The sequence below is a fragment of the Pseudonocardia zijingensis genome (genome assembly GCF_042657305.1).
Classification (GTDB): Bacteria; Actinomycetota; Actinomycetes; order Mycobacteriales; family Pseudonocardiaceae; genus Pseudonocardia; species Pseudonocardia zijingensis.
The window spans coordinates 36,841-56,649 of record NZ_JBHSKO010000036.1 but is presented as its reverse complement, the minus strand read 5'-3'; the positions used below and the strand labels follow the sequence as shown (position 1 = coordinate 56,649).

Sequence of the window (19,809 nt, the reverse complement as noted above, 5' to 3'; positions counted from 1 at the left end):
GATGGCCGAGGTCAGGCTGGAGAACGTGCGCAAGGAGTTCGGCGGCGTCGTGGCCGTCGAGGACGTGTCGCTGACGGTGGCCGACCGCGAGTTCCTCACGCTGGTGGGCCCGTCGGGCTGCGGGAAGTCCACGACGTTGCGGATGATCTGCGGGCTGGAACGCATGTCCGGTGGCCAGGTGTACTTCGACGACGAGCCGGTGGCGCACCTGCCGGCCAACAAGCGCGACGTGGCGATGGTGTTCCAGAGCTACGCGCTCTACCCGCACAAGACCGTGGCGCAGAACCTCGGGTTCGCGTTGCGCAACCTGCGGGTGCCGAAGGCGGAGATCGCCACGCGGGTGGACGAGGTGGCCGCGTCGCTGGGGATCGAGAAGCTCCTGGAGCGCAAGCCGAAGGAGCTGTCGGGTGGCCAGCGCCAGCGGGTGGCGCTCGGGCGGGCGGTGATCCGCGACGCGGGCGCCTACCTGCTGGACGAGCCGCTGTCCAACCTCGACGCCCAGCTGCGTGGCGACATGCGCGCGGAGCTGAAGCGGCTGCACGCCGACCTGCGCCGCACGTTCATCTACGTCACGCACGACCAGGTCGAGGCGATGACGATGTCGGACCGCATCGCGGTGATGAAGGACGGTCTCGTGCAGCAGTGCGCGTCGCCGGAGGAGATCTACGCCCGCCCCGCCAACCTGTTCGTGGCGTCCTTCATGGGCAGCCCGCCGATGAACTTCCTCTCCGGTGAGGTGCAGCGCGATGGCGAGCGACTGCTGTTCCGGCACGACGGGGTCACCGTCGAGCTGCCCGAGCAGGCGGGGCCCGCGGTGAACGAGCTGGCCGGGTGCGAGGCCGTGCTCGGCATCCGGCCCGAGGACGTGCGCCTGGCGGGCGAGGGCGGCGTGCCGGGGCAGGTGTTCGTGGCCGAGCTGCTCGGCGCCGACGTGCTCGTCACGGTGCGGCTGGGGGAGGAGCTGGTCAAGGCGCGGGTGCCCGCGCCGTACGACGGCCGGGTCAACGAGGGGGTCTCGGTCGTCCTCGCGCCGGAGAAAGTGCATCTGTTCGATCCGTCCGACGGGCGGGCGGTGCTGGCCGCGCGGGCGGCGAGCGTTCTCGATCGGGGGGAGAGCCTGTGACGCAGGTGGACGTGTATCGGCCCGACGATTTCGACGAGTTCTGGGACGCGACGCTCCGGCAGGTGGCGACGGTGCCGCTGCGGCCGTCGTTCGAGTACGTGGCGGAGCGCTCGACCGACGCGGTCGCCGTGTACGACGTGCACTACGACAGCTGGGAGGGCCTGCGGATCTCGGGCTGGTACGCGGTGCCGCGCGGGTCCGGGCCCCATCCGGCGCTGGTGCTGGTGCCCGGCTACATCTCCGAGCCGGTCATCCCGCGCAGCTGGGCGGAGAAGGGCTACGCCGCGTTCGCCGTGGCCCCGCGCGGGAAGCTCCGGTCGAACGAGCGGTACAACCCCGGCTACCCGGGCCTGCTGGTGGACAACATCGTGGACCACCACACCTACGGCTACCGCGGTTTCTACGTCGACTCGGTGCGTGCGGTGGAGGCCCTGCTCACGCGCCCGGAGGTCGACGGCGACCGCGTCGGCGTGCACGGGTCGAGCCAGGGCGGGGCGCTCACCATCACCACGGCCGCGCTGATGCCCGACGTCGTGACCTGCGGTGCGGCCGGCGCGCCGTACCTGTGCGGGTTCATGGACGCAGCGAGGCTCACGCACTCCTACCCGTACGAGGAGATCAACGAGTACCTGCGAGATCATCCCGACCATGAGCAGCGGGTGGCCCGGTCCGTCGGGTACTACGACGGCATCAACTTCGCGCCGAGCATCCAGGCCCCGATGTTGGTCTACATCGGGCTGGAGGACGACGTCTGCCCACCGGAGACGGGGTTCGCGGTGCACGAGGCGATGAAGTGCGACAAGGAGCTGCTCACCTACGAGCGCTGCGGCCACGACGCGGGCATGCACTGGGCGATGGACAAGGTCGAGGCGTTCCTCGCCGGGCACCTGGGGGTGGCGCGGTGAGCGTCGGTGATCAGGAGTTCGAGGCGTACTGGGCCGCCGTCGACGCCGAGCTGGCCGCACTGCCTGTGCAGCCGGTGCTCGAGCGCATCCCGCGCCGGTGCACGGCCGACTACACCGGTTACGAGGTGCGGCTCACCAGCATCGGCCCGTACCGGATCTTCGGTTACCTGAGCGTGCCGACCGGGCCGGGGCCGTTCCCCGCGCTGCTCGCCACCCCGCGGTACGGCAGCGTCAACAACCCGCCGCACCACAACGACCGGCTGCGCTACGTCACGCTGACGATCGCGCACCGCGGCCAGCGCCGGGCCGACTCGCCCTACGCCGCCGCCTACCCGGGGCTGCTCACGGACGGGATCACCGACCCCGGTCGCTACGTCTACCGCGGGATCGTCGCCGACTGCCTGCGTGCCGCCGAGTACGTCGCGGGGCTGCCCGAGGTCGACCGGTCCCGGGTGGCGGTGGCGGGCGACGACCTCGCCGTGCTCACCGCGGCGCGGCGTCCCGTTTTCGCCGCGGTCCAGGTCGCGGGCGTGCAGCTGCACCGGGGCCTGGAGCGCGCCGACGCCGACTACCCGGCGGCCGAGTTCGGCGACCACCTGCGGGCACACCCCGGTGACGCCGACGCCGTGCGGCGCACGCTGGAGTACTTCGACGCGCAGCGGCACGCGTCGGCGGTCACCGCGGCCGTGCGCGTCGAGGCGCCCGGCCCGCTGGCGGTGCTCGCCGACCGGCCCGGCGCGCAGCGCTACGACCTGACCCACCGCGGGCAGGCCGACAACGACGCCGCCGACGCCTGGCTCGCCGAGCGCCTCGGCGTGCCCGCGATGTCCCGCTTCACCCGGGTGGCGTCATGACCGTCACCGAGAACCGGTACGGCAACGAGGTCTACGCCGAACTGGGCGTGCGGCCCGTGGTGAACGCGGCGGCCACCCTGACCAGGCTCGGCGGTTCGCTGGTGGCGCCACCCGTGCTGCCGGCCATGGCCGCGGCGGCCCGCAACTTCGTCGACATCGTCGACCTGGGGCGGGCGGTGGGGCGCAGGCTGGCGAAGGCCACCCGCAACGAGGCCGCGTACGTCTCCAACGGCGCGGCCGCGCTGCTCACGCTCGGCGTGATCGCGTGCATCGCCCGCTCCAAGGGCGGGGCGTACGTGATCGAGGACCTGCCCTACCTGGACAAGACCGGCGAGAAGACGGTCATCCTGTTCCGCAGCCAGCGCAACCCGTACGACTACGCCATCCGCCAGGTCGGCGTGCGGATCGTCGAGGTGGGGCCGGACCCGGCCGAGCTCGAGGGCGTGTTCGACGACCGCACGGCGTGCGTGGTCTATTTCGCGGGCGCGCACTTCGCCGGGGGCGCGCTGCCGCTCGAGCAGGTGGTGCGGATCGCCCACAAGTCCGGGGTGCCGGTGCTCGTCGACGCCGCCGCGCAGGTGCCGCCGGTGTCGTCGCTGTGGCACTTCACCACGGAGGTGGGCGCCGACGGCGCGATCTTCAGCGGCGGCAAGGGCCTGCGCGGCCCGCAGTCCACCGGGCTCATGGTCGGAAAGGAGTGGCTGATCGCGGCCGCCCGGGTCAACGGCGCGCCCAACCACTCCCTCGGGCGCGGCATGAAGGTCGGCAAGGAGGAGCTGCTCGGCCTGCTCGCCGCGGTCGAGTGGACCCTCCAGCAGGACGAGCCTGCCCTGCTCGCGGCGTACGAGGCGTCGGTCGAGAAGTGGATCACGGGGTTGTCCGGGCTCGCCGGCATCTGGGTCCACCGCGGCTACCCCAGCGAGGCGGGCCAACCGCACGGCCGGGCGATCGTCGAGATCGGCCGGGAGTCGGGCTGGAGCCGCGACGAGCTCATCGGCGCCCTGTGGCGGGGCGACCCCGCGATCGCGGTGGCGCCGGACGGTCCGCGCGCCATCGCGCTCAACCCGCAGACCCTGCAGCCGGGCGAGGACGAGCTGGTGCTCGCCGAGCTGCAGCGGCTGCTCCGTTCGAGAACCCAGGAGGACGCGTAAGTGGGCGACATCGACGACAGGCTGAAGGCGGCGGGCATCGAGCTGCCCACCAAGGTGGCGCGCGGCGCGGGCCTCGTGCCGTGCGTGCAGCACGGCGACCTGCTCTACGTCTCCGGTCACGGCCCCGCCGACCACGACGGCAACCTGCTCTACAAGGGGCGGGTCGGGTCGGAGGTCAGCCTGGAGGAGGCCTACGACGCGGCCCGGGCCACCGGCGTGCAGCTGCTGCGCAGCATCCGCGACCACCTCGGCGACCTCGACCGCGTCGAGCGGATCGTCAAGGCGCTCGCGTTCGTCAACAGCGCCGACGACTTCCACGACCAGCCCGCCGTGGTACACGGGTTCTCCGACCTGATGGTCGAGATCTTCGGTGAGCGCGGGCGGCACGCCCGCTCCGCCATCGGCACGAGCAACCTGCCGCTGAACCAGCCGGTGGAGATCGAGATGATCGTGGCGGTGCGCGGCTAGGGAGGCGCCGGGCGGCCCGGGCCGCGGTTGACCGGCGTCACAGCTCTACCCTGGTCAGACGTGACTGCTGCGTGAACGGTGTGATCGACGCTTTCGTCGTGATCGGGTCCGTCGTGGCGGTCGGTTACCTGGTCGGGCGCACGGGGGTGCTCGGGCCCGCGGCCACCCAGGTGCTCTCCCGCGCCGCGTTCTTCGTGGCGTCCCCGGCGCTGCTGTTCAGCACGCTGGGGCGCACCGACGTCCACGCCGTGTTCTCCGAGGGGCTGGTCGTCACGGCGGTCACGAGCGTGCTGGCGTGCCTGCTCTACGTGCCGGTCGGGCTGCTGCGCCGCCGCCCCGCGGGCGAGACGGCCGTGGGCGCGATGGCGAGCGGCTACGTCAACGCGGGCAACCTCGGGCTGCCGATCGCCACCTACGCGCTGGGGAACGTGACCGAGGCCGTGCCGGTGCTGGTGTTCCAGCTCGCGGTGCTGACCCCGTTCTTCACGACGCTCCTCGGCGTGCTGTCCGAGCGGTCCGACGGTGCGCGCCCGCCGCGGTGGCGCACGCTCACGGCGCCGGTGCGCAACCCGATCGCCCTGGCCACGGTCGCCGGGATCACCGTGTCGGTGACCGGGCTGGTGCCGCCCACCCCGCTGCTCGCCCCGATCGAGCTGATCTCCGACCTCGCGGTGCCCGGCATGCTGCTCGCCTTCGGGATCTCGTTGTGCGGGGCGAAGCGGCCGGGCACCGGGGCCACCGCGCCGCTGCTGGCCACCGTGCTCGTGCTCAAGTGCGTGGTGCACCCGGTGCTGGCGCTGCTCGTCGGCCTCCTGCTCGGGCTGGAGGGCCCCGGATTGCTCGCGGTGGTCGTCTGCGCGGCGCTGCCCACCGCGCAGAACGTGTTCGCCTACGCCGCGCGGTTCGAGCAGGGGGAGTCGCTGGGGCGCGACGCGGCGCTCAGCACCACGGTTGTGAGTGTCCCCGTGCTGTTCGGCGTGGTGGCCCTGCTCGGCTGACCGGGGCTACTGGCTGATGTCGTAGAAGGTGACCCGGCCGCCGTCGTCGTCGCCCTGCGGGTTGTCGGCCTGCTGGTAGGCCCCCACCTGGAAGCGCACCGGCTCGCCGCGGAACGCCTCGGGCACCTGGGCGGTGGCCTGCTGGGTGCTGCCCGCGTGGGTCGCGCTGATCGTCATCGAGCCGTCGCCGGCATCGGTGATCGAGATGTCGAACCGCTCGTCCAGCGGCACCCCGGTGAGCAGCGTGAAGGCTTCCTTCTCGTCGCCCTTCTGCTTCTGCTTGACGATCGCCCGGATCTCCCCGTCGCGGTAGTGGAGCATCACGTACGGCACCGACTTGATGTCGTCGGAGCCGTGGATCTGCCCGATGATGATGTCCTTGGTGTCGGAGGGCACCTGGGTCACCGCGAGGGAGGCCGCCAGGGTGTGCGGCCCGTCCTCACCCGCGGTGAAGTCCTGCGTGCTGATGAGCTCGGTGCGGGGGTGGTCGGAGTTCTTCGTGGTGGCGCCGGACGCCGGGGCCCAGAAGGTGAGCCCGCCGTCCGGGCCGGTGGTCAGCCACGGATCGGTGGGGGCGGCCGGGTCGACGGACTCGGCGTCGCCGTCGTCGCCCTCGACCGGGAGCGTGAGCTTCCAGCCCTGGAGGGCCACCGGGCCCGGCGCGGACGGCCCGCCCGGCCCGGAACCGCCCGTGCCCAGCACCAGCCACACGAGCCCACCTCCCACGACGAGGACCACGGCCGCGACGGCCAGCATCCGGCGGTGCGTCCCGCGGTGATCTGCTGAAACGGCCATGGCGGCGATGGTAGGAACCGCACCTGAACACCCGCTGAGTCCCGCGGCGATACTGATCGACATGAGCACCCTGGAGAAGAAGGTCTGCCTGGTCACCGGCGCCGGCAGCGGCATCGGCGCGGCCACCGCGGTCGCGCTCGCCGCCGAGGGCGCGGTGACCGTCCTCGTGGGGCGCAGGCGGGCCCCGCTCGAGGAGGTCGCGGCCACGATCTCCGCGGCCGGGGGCACCGCGCACGTCGAGCCCGCGGCGATCGACGACCCCGCGCAGGTTGCCACGCTGGTGGACGGGGTGCGCGAGCGCGTCGGACCGGTGGACGTGCTGGTCAACGTCGCCGGGGCGTCGTCGAAGATCCGCAACGCCCGCTGGATGCCCGACGAGGACTGGGACGCCGTGGTGCGGGTGAACCTGAGCGGCGTGTTCGCCCTCACCCGCGCGGTGCTGCCGGACATGCTCGACCGCGGCGCCGGCACCGTGATCACCGTGTCGTCGGTGGCCGCCGTGCGCCCCGGCCTGCTCTCCGGCCCGGCGTACGGCGCCGCCAAGGCCGGCGTCGTGAACTTCATGGGCTACCTCAACGCCACCTACCGCAACGAGGGCATCCGGGCCACCTCGATCCTGCCCGGGGAGGTCGACACCCCCATCCTGGACAACCGGCCGCTGCCGCCGGGGGAGGCCGAGCGCGCCACCATGCTCCGCGCCGAGGACGTGGCCGCCGCGGTGCTGCTCGCCGCGTCGCTGCCGCAGCGCGCGGTGGTGGAGGAGCTGCTGATCAACCCGACCCACCTGCGTGACCTCACCGCCGACGTCGAGGCGGGCAGGCGGTCCGGCGCGCCCGCATAGCTCCTCCGACCGGGGGATCTCCGCGGCTGCCGTGCGGCGCCGGTTGCTCTAACGTTGCCGCACCAGGTTTCCGGGACGGAGGCCAGCCATGCGACCAGTCGTCACGATCTCCGCGAGCTACGGCGCCGGTGGTGCGTTCATCGGCCCGGCGGTCGCCGAGCGGCTCGGCGTGCCCTTCCTCGACCGCGCGATCCCCACCGCCGTGGCCAACGAGCTGGGCATCCCGCTCGAGGACGCGTTGAGCCGGGACGAGCAGGTCCAGGGCTGGCTCGCGCGGATGCTCACCGCTGCGGCGCCCGCCACCACGGACTGGATGGTCGGCGCCGTGCCACCACCCGGGGCGCTGCTGCCCGACGCGCACCTGCACGCGTGCACCGAGCGCGCCATCCGCGAGGGCATCCGCGACCGGGGCGGCGTGATCCTGGGCCGGGCCGCCGCGATCGTGCTGCACGACCACCCCACGGCGCTGCACGTGCGGCTCGACGGCGCCCCCGAGCGCAGGATCCGCCAGGCGATGGACATGCTGGGGGTGAGCGAGCAGGAGGCCCGGGAGGCGCTGCGCCGCAACGACGAGGCGCGCACGGCGTACGTGCGCCACTACTACCGCACCGATCCCGCCAGCGCGGAGCACTACCACCTGGTGCTGGACAGCACGCTGATCGGCCACGACGACTGCGTCGAGCTGATCCTCGCGGCGGCCGACGCCCGCAGGCGGGCCGCCGAGCAGGGGCGCTCGAACGGGCGGGCCGAGCACCAGCCCCATTAGGACTACGCCGCCGCCCGGCCCGGGTAGAGCCCGAGCTGCCCGGTGGTCGGGGGACCCTCGACCTCGCCGAAGTGCAGGACGAACGTCTGCCGCCAGCGCTCCACCTCGGCGCGGTCGGCCATGAACTCGACGTAGTGGTCGAGGTGGGAGTTCGGGTACTCCCAGATCGGTTCGAGGCCGCTGGTCGGGATGACGTCGGTGCGCACCGACCAGCCGCTGGGTGCGTCCTGCTGCACGTCGACGGACAGCTGCCAGTTCAGGTAGAGCTTCGCGGCCGCCGGGTGCGGGGCACCCGCGAGGATCGCCGCCCGCTGGCCCCACGCCACGAACGGGCCCTCGGCGGGCACGAGCCAGCGGGCGGCCGAGGAGGGCGCCGCGCCCGGCGTGCCGGGCACGCCGATGCCGATCGTCTTCTGCCCCGCGCCCACGGCGGCGGCCGGGGCCCGGGTGCCCCGCGCGAACTGGACGTCCTGCGCGGCGAGCCGGGCCGCCCACTCCCAGCCGTAGGTGATCACGTACTCGCGGTACAGGAACAGGACGGCGTCGTCGTCCTGCGGGTAGGCCGACGCGATGCGGCCCTGCCAGCGGGGATCCACGAGGTCGGCGGGCGTGGTGGGGGCGGGCCCGCCGCCCCCGCCGCCGTGCAGGTAGCTCAGCGCCACCACGGCGGTGGCGACCCAGGCCCCGTCGGGGTCGCGGAACGCGTCGGGCAGCGCGGAGAAGCCGGCCGGCTTGTACGGCAGCAGCAGGCCCTCCTCCTTCCAGCGGGGGAAGTCGTGCGGGGTGTGCAGCTGCACCACGTCCGGCACGAGCGTGCCGGTGGCCACCTGGCTGTCGACCCGCACGCCGTGGTTCTTGCTGTAGTCGGCCACCACGGTGGGCCGCATGCCGGGGAAGCGCGCCCGGAACGCCTCCTCGGTGCGCTGCAGTTCGGTGCTGCTGTCCCCGGCGGCGTACACGACGAGCCGACCGCCCTCCGCCATCGCCTCGGCGTGGAGCTGGTCGAGCGTCCGCGTCTCCTCCGGCACCGGCGGGGCCCCGGACGGGAACGTCGCGCACGCGGCGGCCGACGGGCCCAGGGTGGCGGCCCCGACGGCCGCGGCACCCGCCCGGAGCATCCGCCGCCTGCTGAACGTGGTCATCTCCGGTCCCTCCCCGCGCGGACGGTACGTCGCGACGGGGTACCCGGGCGGCCTCGAGCACGCCCGGGGCCGGGAAATCAGCCGATCGGGGGCCCGTCCCGCTCAGAGGTCGAGCACGAGGCGGGCGCAGCGCGCCCGGGACACGCAGATCATCATCGTCTCGTTCGCCTCGCGCTCCTCGTCGGTGAGCACGACGTCGCGGTGGTCGACCTCGCCCTCCAGCACGGTGGTCTCGCACGTGCCGCAGGTGCCCTCGGTGCAGGAGGACAGCACGGGCACCCCGGCGTTCTCCACGGCCTCGAGGATCGTCAGGTGCGGGGGCACGGTCACGGTGACCCCGGACGCGGCCAGCTCGACCTCGAACTCCGCGTCGTCCTCCGCGGGCGTCACCACGTTGGTGAACCGCTCGACGTGCAGCGATCCCGCAGGCCAGGCCCGGCACCGGTCCTCGACGGCCTCGATGAGGCCCGTGGGCCCGCAGCAGTAGACGAGCGTGGAGTCGAGCGGGCCGGCGAGGATCGTCGCGAGGTCGAGCGGCCCGTGGCGGTCCTGCGGCCGGACCGTCACCCGGTCGCCGTGGCCGTCCAGCTCGTCGAGGAAGGCCATCGAGCCGCGCTCGCGCCCGCCGTAGTGCAGCTCCCACTCGGCGCCCGCGGCGTGCGCCCGGGTGATCATCGGCAGCAGCGGGGTGATGCCGATCCCGCCCGCGATGAACAGGTAGCGGGGCGAGGGCAGCAGCGGGAAGTGGTTGCGCGGGCCGCGGGCCGGAAGCGTGGTGCCCTCGTGCGCGTGGTCGTGGATCCACTCCGACCCGCCGCGGCCGTCCTGCTCGCGCAGCACGGCCACGCGCCACGTCTTGCCGTTCTCCGGCCCGCACAGCGAGTACTGGCGGGTGAGGCCCACCGGCAGCACGAGGTCGATGTGGGCACCCGGCTCCCACTCCGGGACCGGGTCGCCCGAGGGCATGCCGAGCTCGAGCGACACCACGCCGTCGGACTCGGTGTTCCGGGACAGGACCACCACGTCGCCCTCGAACGGATCCGCCACGTCCATCTCCTCCCGCCGCCCGTCCCGACGGTAGGCAGCGGGGACGGGCGATGGGATTTGCCGGAGGTCGCCACGCGGCTACGCCATCCGTCTCGGCTCAGCCGGCCGGGCTCCCGCTCAGCACCTGCACCAGCAGGAACCCGTTCAGCCCGATGATCACGGCCGCGAGCAGGCTCGCGAGCGCCGTGGTGGCCCGGTGGTTGACCAGCTCGCCCATCACGTCGCGGCGGCGGGTGAGCATCACCAGCGGCACGAGCGCGAACGGGATCCCGAACGACAGCACCACCTGCGACAGCACGAGCGCCCGCGTCGGGTCGACGCCGATCGCGAGCACCGCGAGGGCCGGGGCGAGCGTGAGCGTGCGGCGGAGCAGGATCGGGATGCGGCGGCGCAGGTAGCCCTGGAGCACCACCTGCCCGGCGAGGGTGCCCACGCCGGAGGAGGCGAAGCCGGACGCCAGCAGCGCCAGCGCGAACGCCACCGCGGCGGTGCCGTCCACGGCGGACAGGCCGCTGTGCACGCCCTCGAGGGTGTCGGCCTCGGTGCCGGTGTCGTGGAACAGCGCCGCGGCGATCAGCAGCATGGACAGGTTCACCAGCCCGGCGAGCCCCATCGCGATGGCCACGTCGACGCGCTGGTAGCGCAGCAGCGTCCGGACAGAAGCGCCCGCCCCGCGCGTGCGGTCCTGGGTGAGCGCGGAGTGCAGGTAGATGACGTGCGGCATCACCGTGGCACCGAGGATGCCGGTGGCGAGCAGCACGCTGTCGGTGTCGGTGAACGCGGGGACGAGGCCCGCGACGGCGGCCCCGCCGTCGACGTCCACCCGGCCGAGGTTGACGAAGAACCCGATGACGATCACCGCGAACAGGCCGCCGATGGCCAGCTCGAAGCGGCGGTACCCGCGGGTGTGCAGGCTGAGCAGCAGAAACGCCACGACGCCGGTGATGAGACCGCCCTGGAAGAGGGGGATCCCGAAGAGCAGGTTCAGCGCGATGGCGCCGCCGAGCACCTCGGCGAGGTCGGTGGCCATCGCCACGAGCTCGGCCTGCACCCACAGCCCCCACACGGCGGGCCGCGGGAACTCCCGCCGCGACACCTCGCACAGGTTCTCGCCGGTGGCCAGCCCCAGTTTGGCCGACAGCGACTGGATCACCATCGCCATGAGGTTGGCCGAGACGATCACCCAGACCAGGAGGTAGCCGTAGCCCGCCCCGGCGGAGAAGTTGGTGGCGAAGTTGCCGGGGTCGACGTAGGCGATGGCCGCCACGAAGGCGGGCCCGAGCAGGAGGAGACGACCACGCAGCCGGCCGCGGGCCGACCCTCCCCGGAGCACGGTGTTAGACGCCACGAACAAGCACGTTAGATGAGGCTCACGAAATCCGACAGCCCCAGTTGAGCCAGGTCACGGCACGAGCGACTCCAGGACGTCCGCAGGCACCACCAGGTCGGCGCGCGAGCGCGTTGCCTCCACCAGCTCCGCGTTCGGTTCGTCCACCGCGGCCACCCACGCCCGGGCGTGGTCGGGCGCCTTGCCGAACGCGACGTGCCGGGCCACGAGCTGCGCGAGCCGCACGTCGGGGCGGGGGTCGCAGAACCAGACCTCGTCCAGCTGTGCCGCCACCTCCGGCCACCGGCCCCCCTGCACCAGCAGGTAGTTGCCCTCGGTGAGGACGAGCCGGGCGGCACGGGGCACCGCGATCGCGCCGGCGAGGGGCTGCTCCAGGTCGCGCTCGAAGGCCGGCGCGTAGATCACGTCTTCGGCGTCGGCCCGGATCCGCCGCAGCAGCGCGATGTAGCCGCCGACGTCGAACGTGTCGGGTGCGCCCTTCGCGTCGAGGCGCCCGATGGCGCGCAGCGCGACGTCGGCGAGGTGGAAGCCGTCCATCGGGACGTGCGCCACCCGCTCGGGGGGCAGCTCGCGCAGCAGCGCCTCGACGAGCGTCGACTTGCCCGCACCCGGGCTGCCGGTGATGCCGAGTACCGCCCGGCCCGGGCCGGCGGCCAGCGCCTTCGCCCGGGCGACGAGGTCGGAGAGGGTCACCGGGCCCGGCTCGCCGCCAGCTGCCCGGCGATGAACGACCGGGCGTGCGCGGCGAGGTCGGCGCCGTCGGACCACAGGTTCCGCCACACCGCGAGGTCGCTCGACAGGCCCGGCGAGACCACGGCCGACGAGAACGACTCGAACGTGATCGGGCCGGTGTAGTCGACGTCGGCGAGCGCGTGGAAGAACGCGCCGAAGTCGAGGTGCCCGGAGCCGAGGTAGCCGCGGTGGTTCTCGCCGATGTGCACGTAACCGAGCCGGGAGCCCACCTCCTGCACCGGGCGGACGAGGTCGTCCTCCTCGATGTTCATGTGGTAGGTGTCCAGGTGGATCATGACGTTGTCGGCGCCGATGTCGTCGGCCAGCCGCAGCGCGTCGTGCGCCGTGTTGATCACGTGGGTCTCGTAGCGGTTGCAGATCTCCAGCCCGAGCGTCATGCCGTGCCCGGCGGCCTCCGCGGCCAGCTCGCGCAGCACCCGCACCACGTTGGCCCGCCCGGCGTCCGTCAACGGGGCCGAGTACTTCCCGAGCGCGCTGTAGAGCGCCCCGGTGAGGACGGTCCCGCCGAGCTCGCGGGTGACCCGCAGCGAATCGGCGAGCAACTGCGCCCCTCGGGCGACCACGGCGGGGTCGGTGCTCGACACGTCGGCGTCGAACGCGAGCCCGCGCGAACACGCGATCCCCAGGCCCGCGGCCTCGAGCTCCGCCCGCGCGGCGGCCGTGTCGAGCCGCTTCGCGTCGTGCAGCGACAGCTCCAGCAGGTCGTAGCCCGCCTCCTTGGTGCGGCGCACCGCCTCGCTGATCGCCTCGGGGGTGGTGTCGCCCACCCACACCAGAGCGTGCACACCGATCGGGTTGGTCACGGGGAAGATCCTTTCAAATCAGGCGGCGAGCGCGCCGGTGACCAGCGAGACGATCTCCTCGCCGGTGGTGTCCTTCGTGCGCCTGCCGCCGACGCAGCGACCGGAGCGCATCACCCACACCTGGTCGGACAGGCGCAGCACCTGCTGGAAGTCGTGGCTGATCAGCAGCACGGCCCGGCCCTTGTCGCGCAGGCCGCGGATGAGGTGCTCCACCCGCTCGGTCTCCTGCACGCCCAGCGACGCGGTGGGCTCGTCCATGATCACGAGTCGGGAGTCGAAGCCCGCGGCGCGGCAGATCGCGACGGCCTGGCGCTGCCCGCCCGACAGCCTGCGCACCCGCGACCCGACCGCAGGCACGTTGACCGCCAGCTCCGAGACCATCTCCTGCGCACGCCTGCGCATCGCGGCGCGGTCGAGGAACGGGCCGCGCGTCAGCTCGCGGTTGAGGAACAGGTTCTGCCAGACCGTGAGGTCCTCCACCAGCGCGAGGTTCTGGTGCACTGTCTCGATGCCGGCGTGCCGGGCGTCCTCCGCCGAGCGGAACGCCACCGGCTCCCCGTCCAGCAGGATGCGCCCGCTCTCGGGCCGGTGCACGCCGGACATGCACCGCACGAGCGTGGACTTGCCCGCCCCGTTGTCGCCCACCAGCGCGGTGATCTCGCCCGGAGCCAGCGCCAGCGTGACGTCCCGCAGCGCCTGCACGCTGCCGAACGACAGCGACAGGTCCTCGACGGCCAGGATCGCGGTCATCGACGCCACCTCGTGAGGAACGCCGCGGCGACCACGACCACGCCGACGGCGAGCGGTTGGTAGAAGGGGGAGACGCCGAGCATCGTGAGCCCGTTGGACAGCACGGTGAGCAGCAGCGCGCCGAGCACGGGCCCCACGATGCCACCGCGCCCGCCTGCGAGGCTGACCCCGCCGAGCACGACCGCGGCCACCGAGTTGAGCAGGAACGACGTGTTCGACGCCGGCTCGGCCGCGCCGACGCGCGACACCAGCAGGATGGCCGCGATCCCGGCGAGCAGCCCGCTCGCCCCGTACACGAGCACCTTGATCCGGGCCACGCTGATGCCGGTGGCGGTGGCGGCGTCCGGATTGCCGCCCGCGGCCAGCACGTGCGTGCCGATCCGCGTCCGGAAGAGCACGACGTGGGCGATCACGGCAAGCACCGCCGCCACGACGACCGACCAGCCGATCGGCCCGATGCCGCCCGCGGACAGGCGCAGCAGCCCGGCGTCGATCACGGTGACCGGCTTCCCGTCGGCGATGACCAGCGCCGCACCGGATGCGGCGGAGAGCGCGCCGAGGGTGACGACGAAGTCGGTGATGCGGCCGTGGCCGATGAGGATCCCGCTCACGAGCCCGACCACCGTGCCGCCGACGAGCGCGACGACGCAGCACGGCAGCAGACCCCACCCGTGGGCGAAGCCGAACCCGAACAGCGCCGCCGCCAACGTCATCGTGGAGGCGACCGAGAGGTCGATGCCGCCGGTGGCCACCACGAAGGCCTGCCCGATCGAGAGCACCACCAGGATCGCCGAGGCCAGCAGCATCGAGCGGATGTTGCCGAGGGTCAGGAAGTCCGGGTCGAGCAGCTGGAACACGATCAGCAGCACCACGAGGCCCACGGCCGCGGCGCGGTCGGCCCACAAGCCGGGGTCACGCCAGGCCGCAGCGGCCGGCCGGGAGGTGGTCGTGATGGTGGTGGTCACTGGGTCGCGAAGGGGTTGTCGTACGGCGTGGGCGGCTCGGGTGCCGAGTCGATCGCCTGCTGCGCGTTGTCCTTCGTGACGAGCTGCACGGGCGCGTCGACCTCGGCCGGCAGCGAGGCGCCGCTCGCGGCGGCCGTGCAGGCGTCGACGCCGAGCTGCCCGATCACGTACGGGTACTGGGCCACGGTGGCGGACAGCTCGCCGTTGGCGACGGCGGTGAGCGCGTCCGGGTTGCCGTCGACGCTGATCACCGCGATCTCGCCGGTCTTCCCGGCGTTGGCGACGGCCCTCGCGATGCCCAGACCCATGTCGTCGTTGGCGGCGAAGAAGCCCTTCACGTCCGGGTGGGCCCCGATGATCGTGGTGGCCTGGGTCAGGGCCTCCTGCCGCTCCCAGTTGGCGGCCACCTCCTGCAGCACGGTGACGCCGTTCGTCAGGCCTGCCGTGAAGCCCTCGATGCGGGCACCGCTGGTGACGTCGCCGGGGATGCCGCCGACGATCGCGACCGGTCCGCCGTCGGGGAGGATCTCGGACATCCGCTCGGCGGCGATGCGGCCCGCCGCCACGTTGTCGGTGCCGATGTAGGTGGCGAGCTGCACGCCCGCGGCCTGCGCTGCGGCCGGGTCGACCGGGCTGTCGATGTTGACCACCGGCTTGCCCGCCGCGGCGAGCTGGGCGAGCCCCTGCACGAGGTTCGTGCCGGAGATCGGGTTGACGACGTAGCAGTCGAAGTCCTGGCCGGCGAGCCCCGTGAGCTTGTCGGCCTGGCCGGTGGTGTCGGTGATCGACGTGGCCGCCTGCACGGTGGCCTGCACGCCCGCCGCCGCGCTCCGGTCGGTGATGCCCTTCTCCATGGACTGGAAGAACGGGTTGTCCAGGCCCTTGATCACCGCGGCCACCGAGGTGGTGTCCCCGCTGCCGCCGCCCCCGCAGGCCGTGAGCGCCATGGCGACACCCGCCGCCAGCGCCGCGGCCACCAGGGCGCGCCTCCGGTTGTGCATCGCTGTTCCTCCCAGGGGTCGGACCGCCGTGACCGACGTACGCATGACATCCCGACTTCTAACTTCTGTCAAGCAGAAATCTGGCTCTTTCCGTCTGTTCGAAGTCTTATTAACCTGAGCTCGTGCAGTCGGTGGGTGACGTGCTCGCGCTGTTCCGCAGCGTCGGGCCACAGACCAGGGCGGAGGTCATGCACCGCACCGGCCTGTCCCGGTCCACGGTCAACCAGCGGCTCGACGCGCTGCTCGCGCACGGCTTCGTCGTGCCCGCGGGGGAGCAGCGCGACGAGGCGCCGGGCCGGGGCCGGCCCGCGGGCACGTTCGCGTTCCACCGCGATCGCGGCGTGCTGCTCGTCGCCGACGTCGGTGCCACCGGCCTACGGGCCGCACTCTGCGACCTCGCGGGCGCTGTCACGGCCGAGCGCACGCGGGAGATCGACGTCGCCGCGGGGCCGCAGGCGGTTCTGGAGGTCGTCGACGGGTTCTTCCGGGAGATGCTCGCCGAGGCCGGGCGCGACGCCGACGCCGTCCACGGCATCGGGCTGGACGTCCCCGGCCCCGTCGACTTCGCGGCGGGGCTCGTGGTCAGCCCGCCGATCATGACCGGCTGGGACCGCTTCGACATCCGCGGCTGGTTCGCGCCGCGCTACCGGTGCCACGTGATGGTCGACAAGGACGTCAACGCGATGGCGTTCGGCGAGCACCGCACCGTCCACCCCGACGCGGAGACGCTGCTCATGCTCAAGGTGGGCACCGGCATCGGGTCGGGGATCATCGCGGGCGGCCGGGTCTTCCGCGGGGCCGACGGCGCCGCGGGCGACATCGGCCACGTGCAGCTCGCCGTGCCCGGCGCGGAGTCCCCGCCGACGTGCCGCTGCGGCAACGTCGGCTGCCTCGAGGCGTACGCGGGCGGGTGGGCGCTGGTCCGCGACCTGCGGGAAGCGGGCCATGACGTCGGGAGCGTCGCCGGGGCGCTGGCGCTCAGTGCGTCCGGCAACCCCGACGCGGCCCGGTTCCTGCGGCGCGCGGGGCGGCTGCTCGGTGGCGCGGTGGCCGAGGCGGTCAGCCTGCTCAACCCGCGGGTCGTCGTGGTCGGCGGGCAGGTTGCCGCCGGTGCGGGCGACCCGCTGCTCGCCGGCATCCGCGAGCACGTCTACCGGCGGTCGCTGCCGCTCGCCACCGCCCGGCTGCAGATCGTGCCCAGCCGGCTCGGCACGGGTGCGGGGCTGGTGGGCAGCGCACTGCTGCTGGCCGATCTGGTGCTCGCGCCGGACCGGATCAGCGAGCTGCTCACCCGTTAGTGCTCATATGAGCGCCACCGCGCACAATTTGCCGGTCTTCCTTGACCGGCCCGCTGCCGGAGGAAAAAAATCGAGCCCTGTCCCCGGGAGGAGCCCTGTCCACGATGACCGCCCTCGACGCCACTGCCTTGCCTGCGCTCGGCCCGGACGTCGCCGTCCCGACCTACGACCGCACAGCGGTCCGCGCGGGGATCGTGCACTTCGGGGTGGGCGCGTTCCACCGCGCCCACCAGGCCATGTACCTCGATCGCCTGATGGAGGCGGGCACGGCGCTCGACTGGGGGATCTGCGGGGTCGGGGTGCTGCCGGGCGACCGGCGCATGCGCGAGGCCCTGAAGGCACAGGACCACCTCTACACGCTGGTGATCAAGCACCCGGACGGCACGTTCGAGCCACGGGTGATCGGGTCCATCGTGGACTACCTCTTCGCGCCCGACGACCCGGAGGCGGTGATCGAGAAGCTCGCCGACGAGTCCACCCGCATCGTCTCGCTCACCGTCACCGAGGGCGGGTACAACTTCAACGCCGTCACCGGTGAGTTCGACGCCACGAACCCCGACGTCGTGCACGACCTGCAGCCCGGCGTCGCACCGCGCACCACCTTCGGGCTCATCACCGAGGGCCTGGTGCGGCGGCGGGAGCGCGGGATCCCGCCGTTCACCGTGCAGTCCTGCGACAACATCCAGGGCAACGGCGACGCCGCGCACCGCAGCTTCAGCGCGTTCGCCGGCCTGCGCGACCCCGAGCTCGGTGAGTGGGTGCGCGAGAACGTCGCGTTCCCGAACTGCATGGTCGACCGCATCACGCCCGTCACCACCGACGACGACCGCGCCGAGATCGCCCGCCGGTTCGGCATCGAGGACCGCTGGCCGGTGGTCTGCGAGCCGTTCACGCAGTGGGTGCTGGAGGACCGGTTCCCGCTCGGCCGCCCCCCGCTGGAGGACGTGGGCGTGCAGCTCGTCGACGACGTCGAGCCGTACGAGCTGATGAAGCTGCGGCTGCTCAACGCCAGCCACCAGGCGCTCTGCTACTTCGGCCACCTCGCCGGCTACCGGCTGGTGCACGAGGTCTGCCAGGACCCCCTGTTCGCCGACTTCCTCCTCGCCTACATGGACCGCGAGGCCACCCCGACGCTCGAGCCGGTGCCGGGCGTCGACCTGGACGAGTACAAGCCCAACCTGATCGCCCGGTTCTCCAACGGCCACGTCCGCGACACCGTCGCGCGGCTCTGCGCGGAGAGTTCCGACCGCATCCCGAAGTGGCTGCTGCCGGTGGTGCGGCACAACCTGGAGCACGGCGGCGAGATCACGCGGTCGGCCGCGGTCGTCGCCAGCTGGGCCCGCTACGCCGAGGGCGTCGACGAGTCCGGGGAGCCGATCGAGGTCGTCGACCGGCTCGCCGACCGGCTCACAGCGGCCGCCCGCCGCCAGCGCGAGGACAAGCTCGCCTTCCTCGCCGACCGCGAGGTCTTCGGCGACCTGATCGACGATGAGCGCTTCACCACCGCCTACGTCGAGCACCTCGATTCGCTCCACGAGGTGGGCGCCCGCGCGACGCTGGAGAAGCTCGCCCAGCGGACGTAACGCGCTTCGCGCCTCCCGCGAGGACTCCTCACCCGAGCTGCACGAGGTGTGCGCCGTGGAGAAGGGGATCCGGGTGAGGATTCAGCTGCACGGGCGGTTCGCCGTGCGGGTCGCCGGCCGGGCGGCGGAACGCGAACTCCCGGGCAGGCGCGGCCGGCTGCTGGTGGCCTACCTCGCCGCCCACCGGCTGTCCGCCGTGGACCGGGACGCGCTGCTGGACGTGCTCTGGTACCCGGGCGATCCGGGGTCCAGCGCGGTGTCCGGCCTCACCGTGCTGCTGTCGAAGGCCCGGGCCGCGCTCGCGCCGATCGAGATCCGCGGCCGGTCGAGCCTGCAGCTCGTGCTCCCGCCGGGCGCCCTGGTCGACGCCGACGTCGCCGCGGCCGCGCTGCACGACGCCGAGTCCGCGATCGGCCGCCGGGACTGGCCGCGCGCCTGGACCCAGGGCCTGAGCGCGTTGTTCGTGACCCAGCGCGAGTTCCTGTCCGACCTCGACCACCCCTGGGTCGACGACCGGCGCCGGGCCGCCGCCTACGACCACGAGCGCGCCCTCGCCTGCTATGCGGAGGCGTGCCTGCACCTGGGCCCGGCCGAGCTGCCGAGCGCCGAACGCAGCGCCCGCCGGCTCGTCGAGCTGCAACCGCTGTCCGAGACCGGCTACGCCCTGCTGATGCGCGCGCTCGTGCAGCGGGGCGACCGTGCCGCGGCCGTGCTGACCTACGAGCGGCTCACCCGCGTGTTGCGCGACGACCTCGGCGTCTCTCCGAGCCCCGCCACCCAGAGCCTGCTCGACCAGCTCATCTGACCCGGCGGAGACAAGGTTTCGGCAACGTTCCCGACAGGTCGGCGCAAGGACGGCGAGGACCGTGTGGCGGCAAGGGAGAGGAGGAGCCATGAACCAGGTGCTCTGCGAGTGCGGTTTCGCCGTACGGGACGACGACGAGGACCGGGTGGTCGAGGTGGTGCTGCAGCACGTGTCGGCGACCCACCCCGACCTCGTCGAGGACGTCACGCCCGCCGTCGTGCGGGGCTGGATCGAGGTCGTTCCGTAGGCGTGGGGGCGTCGCCGCGGCCGGTCACCGACCCGCGCCCGTGATCCGCCGTCGAGGGGTCGGCGGCTCGGAGCAGGCGGGGTGGGGGCCGGCCGCGGCGACGTAGACAACGGCACCGGTGAATCCGTATGGTGAACAACGAGTTCGCGATACGCACCGTTGCGGA

At 73.1% G+C, this 19,809-nt stretch carries 21 protein-coding genes; 12 read left to right on the top strand and 9 right to left on the bottom strand.

What is annotated here, in order from left to right; all coding sequences use genetic code 11:
- Position 1: 1 nt before the first annotated feature.
- The 6 genes from ACFPL3_RS38895 (at position 2) to ACFPL3_RS38870 (ending at position 5,499) form a co-directional block, all read left to right on the top strand.
- Positions 2-1,123 carry an ABC transporter ATP-binding protein gene (locus ACFPL3_RS38895; protein ID WP_343946106.1) on the top strand — a complete coding sequence of 374 codons (1,122 nt, stop codon included), beginning with the start codon at positions 2-4 and terminating at the stop codon, positions 1,121-1,123.
- Positions 1,120-2,028 carry an acetylxylan esterase gene (locus ACFPL3_RS38890; RefSeq protein ID WP_343946107.1) on the top strand — a complete coding sequence of 303 codons (909 nt, stop codon included), beginning with the start codon at positions 1,120-1,122 and terminating at the stop codon, positions 2,026-2,028. Before ACFPL3_RS38895 ends, ACFPL3_RS38890 begins: the two co-directional genes overlap by 4 nt.
- On the top strand, positions 2,025-2,882 hold the full coding sequence (locus ACFPL3_RS38885; protein ID WP_343946108.1) for an acetylxylan esterase: 858 nt from the start codon (positions 2,025-2,027) through the stop codon (positions 2,880-2,882). Before ACFPL3_RS38890 ends, ACFPL3_RS38885 begins: the two co-directional genes overlap by 4 nt.
- Positions 2,879-4,033 (top strand): aminotransferase class V-fold PLP-dependent enzyme, encoded by a 1,155-nt coding sequence (locus tag ACFPL3_RS38880; protein ID WP_343946109.1) that lies wholly within the window; start codon positions 2,879-2,881, stop codon positions 4,031-4,033. The genes ACFPL3_RS38885 and ACFPL3_RS38880 overlap by 4 nt, the downstream gene beginning before the upstream one ends.
- Entirely contained in the window at positions 4,034-4,501 is a 468-nt protein-coding gene (locus ACFPL3_RS38875) for a RidA family protein (protein ID WP_343946110.1), read from the top strand.
- A gap of 71 nt (positions 4,502-4,572) precedes the next feature.
- Complete coding sequence (locus ACFPL3_RS38870) at positions 4,573-5,499, top strand: AEC family transporter (protein ID WP_379590710.1); 927 nt, start codon at positions 4,573-4,575, stop codon at positions 5,497-5,499.
- 6 nt (positions 5,500-5,505) lie between these two features.
- On the opposite strand, the gene ACFPL3_RS38865 is transcribed toward ACFPL3_RS38870, so the two are convergent.
- A complete protein-coding gene (locus tag ACFPL3_RS38865) occupies positions 5,506-6,294 on the bottom strand; it encodes a polysaccharide lyase family 7 protein (RefSeq protein WP_343946112.1) in 789 nt (262 codons plus the stop codon).
- Between the two features lie 61 nt (positions 6,295-6,355).
- Between ACFPL3_RS38865 and ACFPL3_RS38860 the strand changes: the two genes are divergently transcribed.
- Together ACFPL3_RS38860 and ACFPL3_RS38855 are read left to right on the top strand one after the other, a co-directional pair.
- Entirely contained in the window at positions 6,356-7,135 is a 780-nt protein-coding gene (locus ACFPL3_RS38860; RefSeq protein WP_343946113.1) for an SDR family NAD(P)-dependent oxidoreductase, read from the top strand.
- Positions 7,136-7,223: 88 nt separating this feature from the next.
- The gene (locus ACFPL3_RS38855; protein WP_343946114.1) at positions 7,224-7,901 is read left to right on the top strand and encodes a cytidylate kinase-like family protein; all 678 of its coding nucleotides are present in this window, start codon (positions 7,224-7,226) and stop codon (positions 7,899-7,901) included.
- Positions 7,902-7,903: 2 nt separating this feature from the next.
- Here ACFPL3_RS38855 and ACFPL3_RS38850 read toward each other — a convergent pair whose 3' ends face one another.
- From ACFPL3_RS38850 to ACFPL3_RS38815, 8 genes are all read right to left on the bottom strand, one after another.
- Positions 7,904-9,043, bottom strand: a complete 1,140-nt coding sequence (locus ACFPL3_RS38850) for an ABC transporter substrate-binding protein (protein ID WP_343946115.1) — start codon at positions 9,041-9,043, stop codon at positions 7,904-7,906.
- A gap of 102 nt (positions 9,044-9,145) precedes the next feature.
- On the bottom strand, positions 9,146-10,090 hold the full coding sequence (locus ACFPL3_RS38845; RefSeq protein ID WP_343946116.1) for a PDR/VanB family oxidoreductase: 945 nt from the start codon (positions 10,088-10,090) through the stop codon (positions 9,146-9,148).
- Between the two features lie 97 nt (positions 10,091-10,187).
- Positions 10,188-11,438 carry an Nramp family divalent metal transporter gene (locus ACFPL3_RS38840; protein WP_343946117.1) on the bottom strand — a complete coding sequence of 417 codons (1,251 nt, stop codon included), beginning with the start codon at positions 11,436-11,438 and terminating at the stop codon, positions 10,188-10,190.
- A gap of 54 nt (positions 11,439-11,492) precedes the next feature.
- Positions 11,493-12,131, bottom strand: coding sequence for a nucleoside/nucleotide kinase family protein (locus ACFPL3_RS38835; RefSeq protein WP_343946118.1), 639 nt, complete (start codon positions 12,129-12,131; stop codon positions 11,493-11,495).
- Positions 12,128-12,994, bottom strand: a complete 867-nt coding sequence (locus ACFPL3_RS38830; RefSeq protein WP_343946119.1) for a sugar phosphate isomerase/epimerase family protein — start codon at positions 12,992-12,994, stop codon at positions 12,128-12,130. The genes ACFPL3_RS38835 and ACFPL3_RS38830 overlap by 4 nt, the downstream gene beginning before the upstream one ends.
- Before the next feature lie 18 nt (positions 12,995-13,012).
- A complete protein-coding gene (locus ACFPL3_RS38825; protein ID WP_343946120.1) occupies positions 13,013-13,744 on the bottom strand; it encodes an ATP-binding cassette domain-containing protein in 732 nt (243 codons plus the stop codon).
- Positions 13,741-14,709, bottom strand: coding sequence for an ABC transporter permease (locus ACFPL3_RS38820; RefSeq protein WP_343946121.1), 969 nt, complete (start codon positions 14,707-14,709; stop codon positions 13,741-13,743). The genes ACFPL3_RS38825 and ACFPL3_RS38820 overlap by 4 nt, the downstream gene beginning before the upstream one ends.
- Complete coding sequence (locus ACFPL3_RS38815; RefSeq protein WP_343946122.1) at positions 14,706-15,710, bottom strand: sugar ABC transporter substrate-binding protein; 1,005 nt, start codon at positions 15,708-15,710, stop codon at positions 14,706-14,708. The genes ACFPL3_RS38820 and ACFPL3_RS38815 overlap by 4 nt, the downstream gene beginning before the upstream one ends.
- 122 nt (positions 15,711-15,832) lie before the next feature.
- Here ACFPL3_RS38815 and ACFPL3_RS38810 point away from each other — a divergent pair, with 122 nt between their 5' ends.
- From ACFPL3_RS38810 to ACFPL3_RS38795, 4 genes are all read left to right on the top strand, one after another.
- Positions 15,833-17,008, top strand: coding sequence for an ROK family transcriptional regulator (locus tag ACFPL3_RS38810; protein ID WP_343946123.1), 1,176 nt, complete (start codon positions 15,833-15,835; stop codon positions 17,006-17,008).
- Positions 17,009-17,112: 104 nt separating this feature from the next.
- Entirely contained in the window at positions 17,113-18,591 is a 1,479-nt protein-coding gene (locus ACFPL3_RS38805) for a mannitol dehydrogenase family protein (protein WP_343946124.1), read from the top strand.
- 55 nt (positions 18,592-18,646) lie between these two features.
- The gene (locus ACFPL3_RS38800) at positions 18,647-19,396 is read left to right on the top strand and encodes an AfsR/SARP family transcriptional regulator (protein ID WP_343946125.1); all 750 of its coding nucleotides are present in this window, start codon (positions 18,647-18,649) and stop codon (positions 19,394-19,396) included.
- A gap of 88 nt (positions 19,397-19,484) precedes the next feature.
- Positions 19,485-19,643: a DUF1059 domain-containing protein gene (locus ACFPL3_RS38795; protein ID WP_343946126.1), complete on the top strand. Its 159-nt coding sequence runs from the start codon at positions 19,485-19,487 to the stop codon at positions 19,641-19,643.
- The last annotated feature ends 166 nt before the right edge of the window (positions 19,644-19,809 follow it).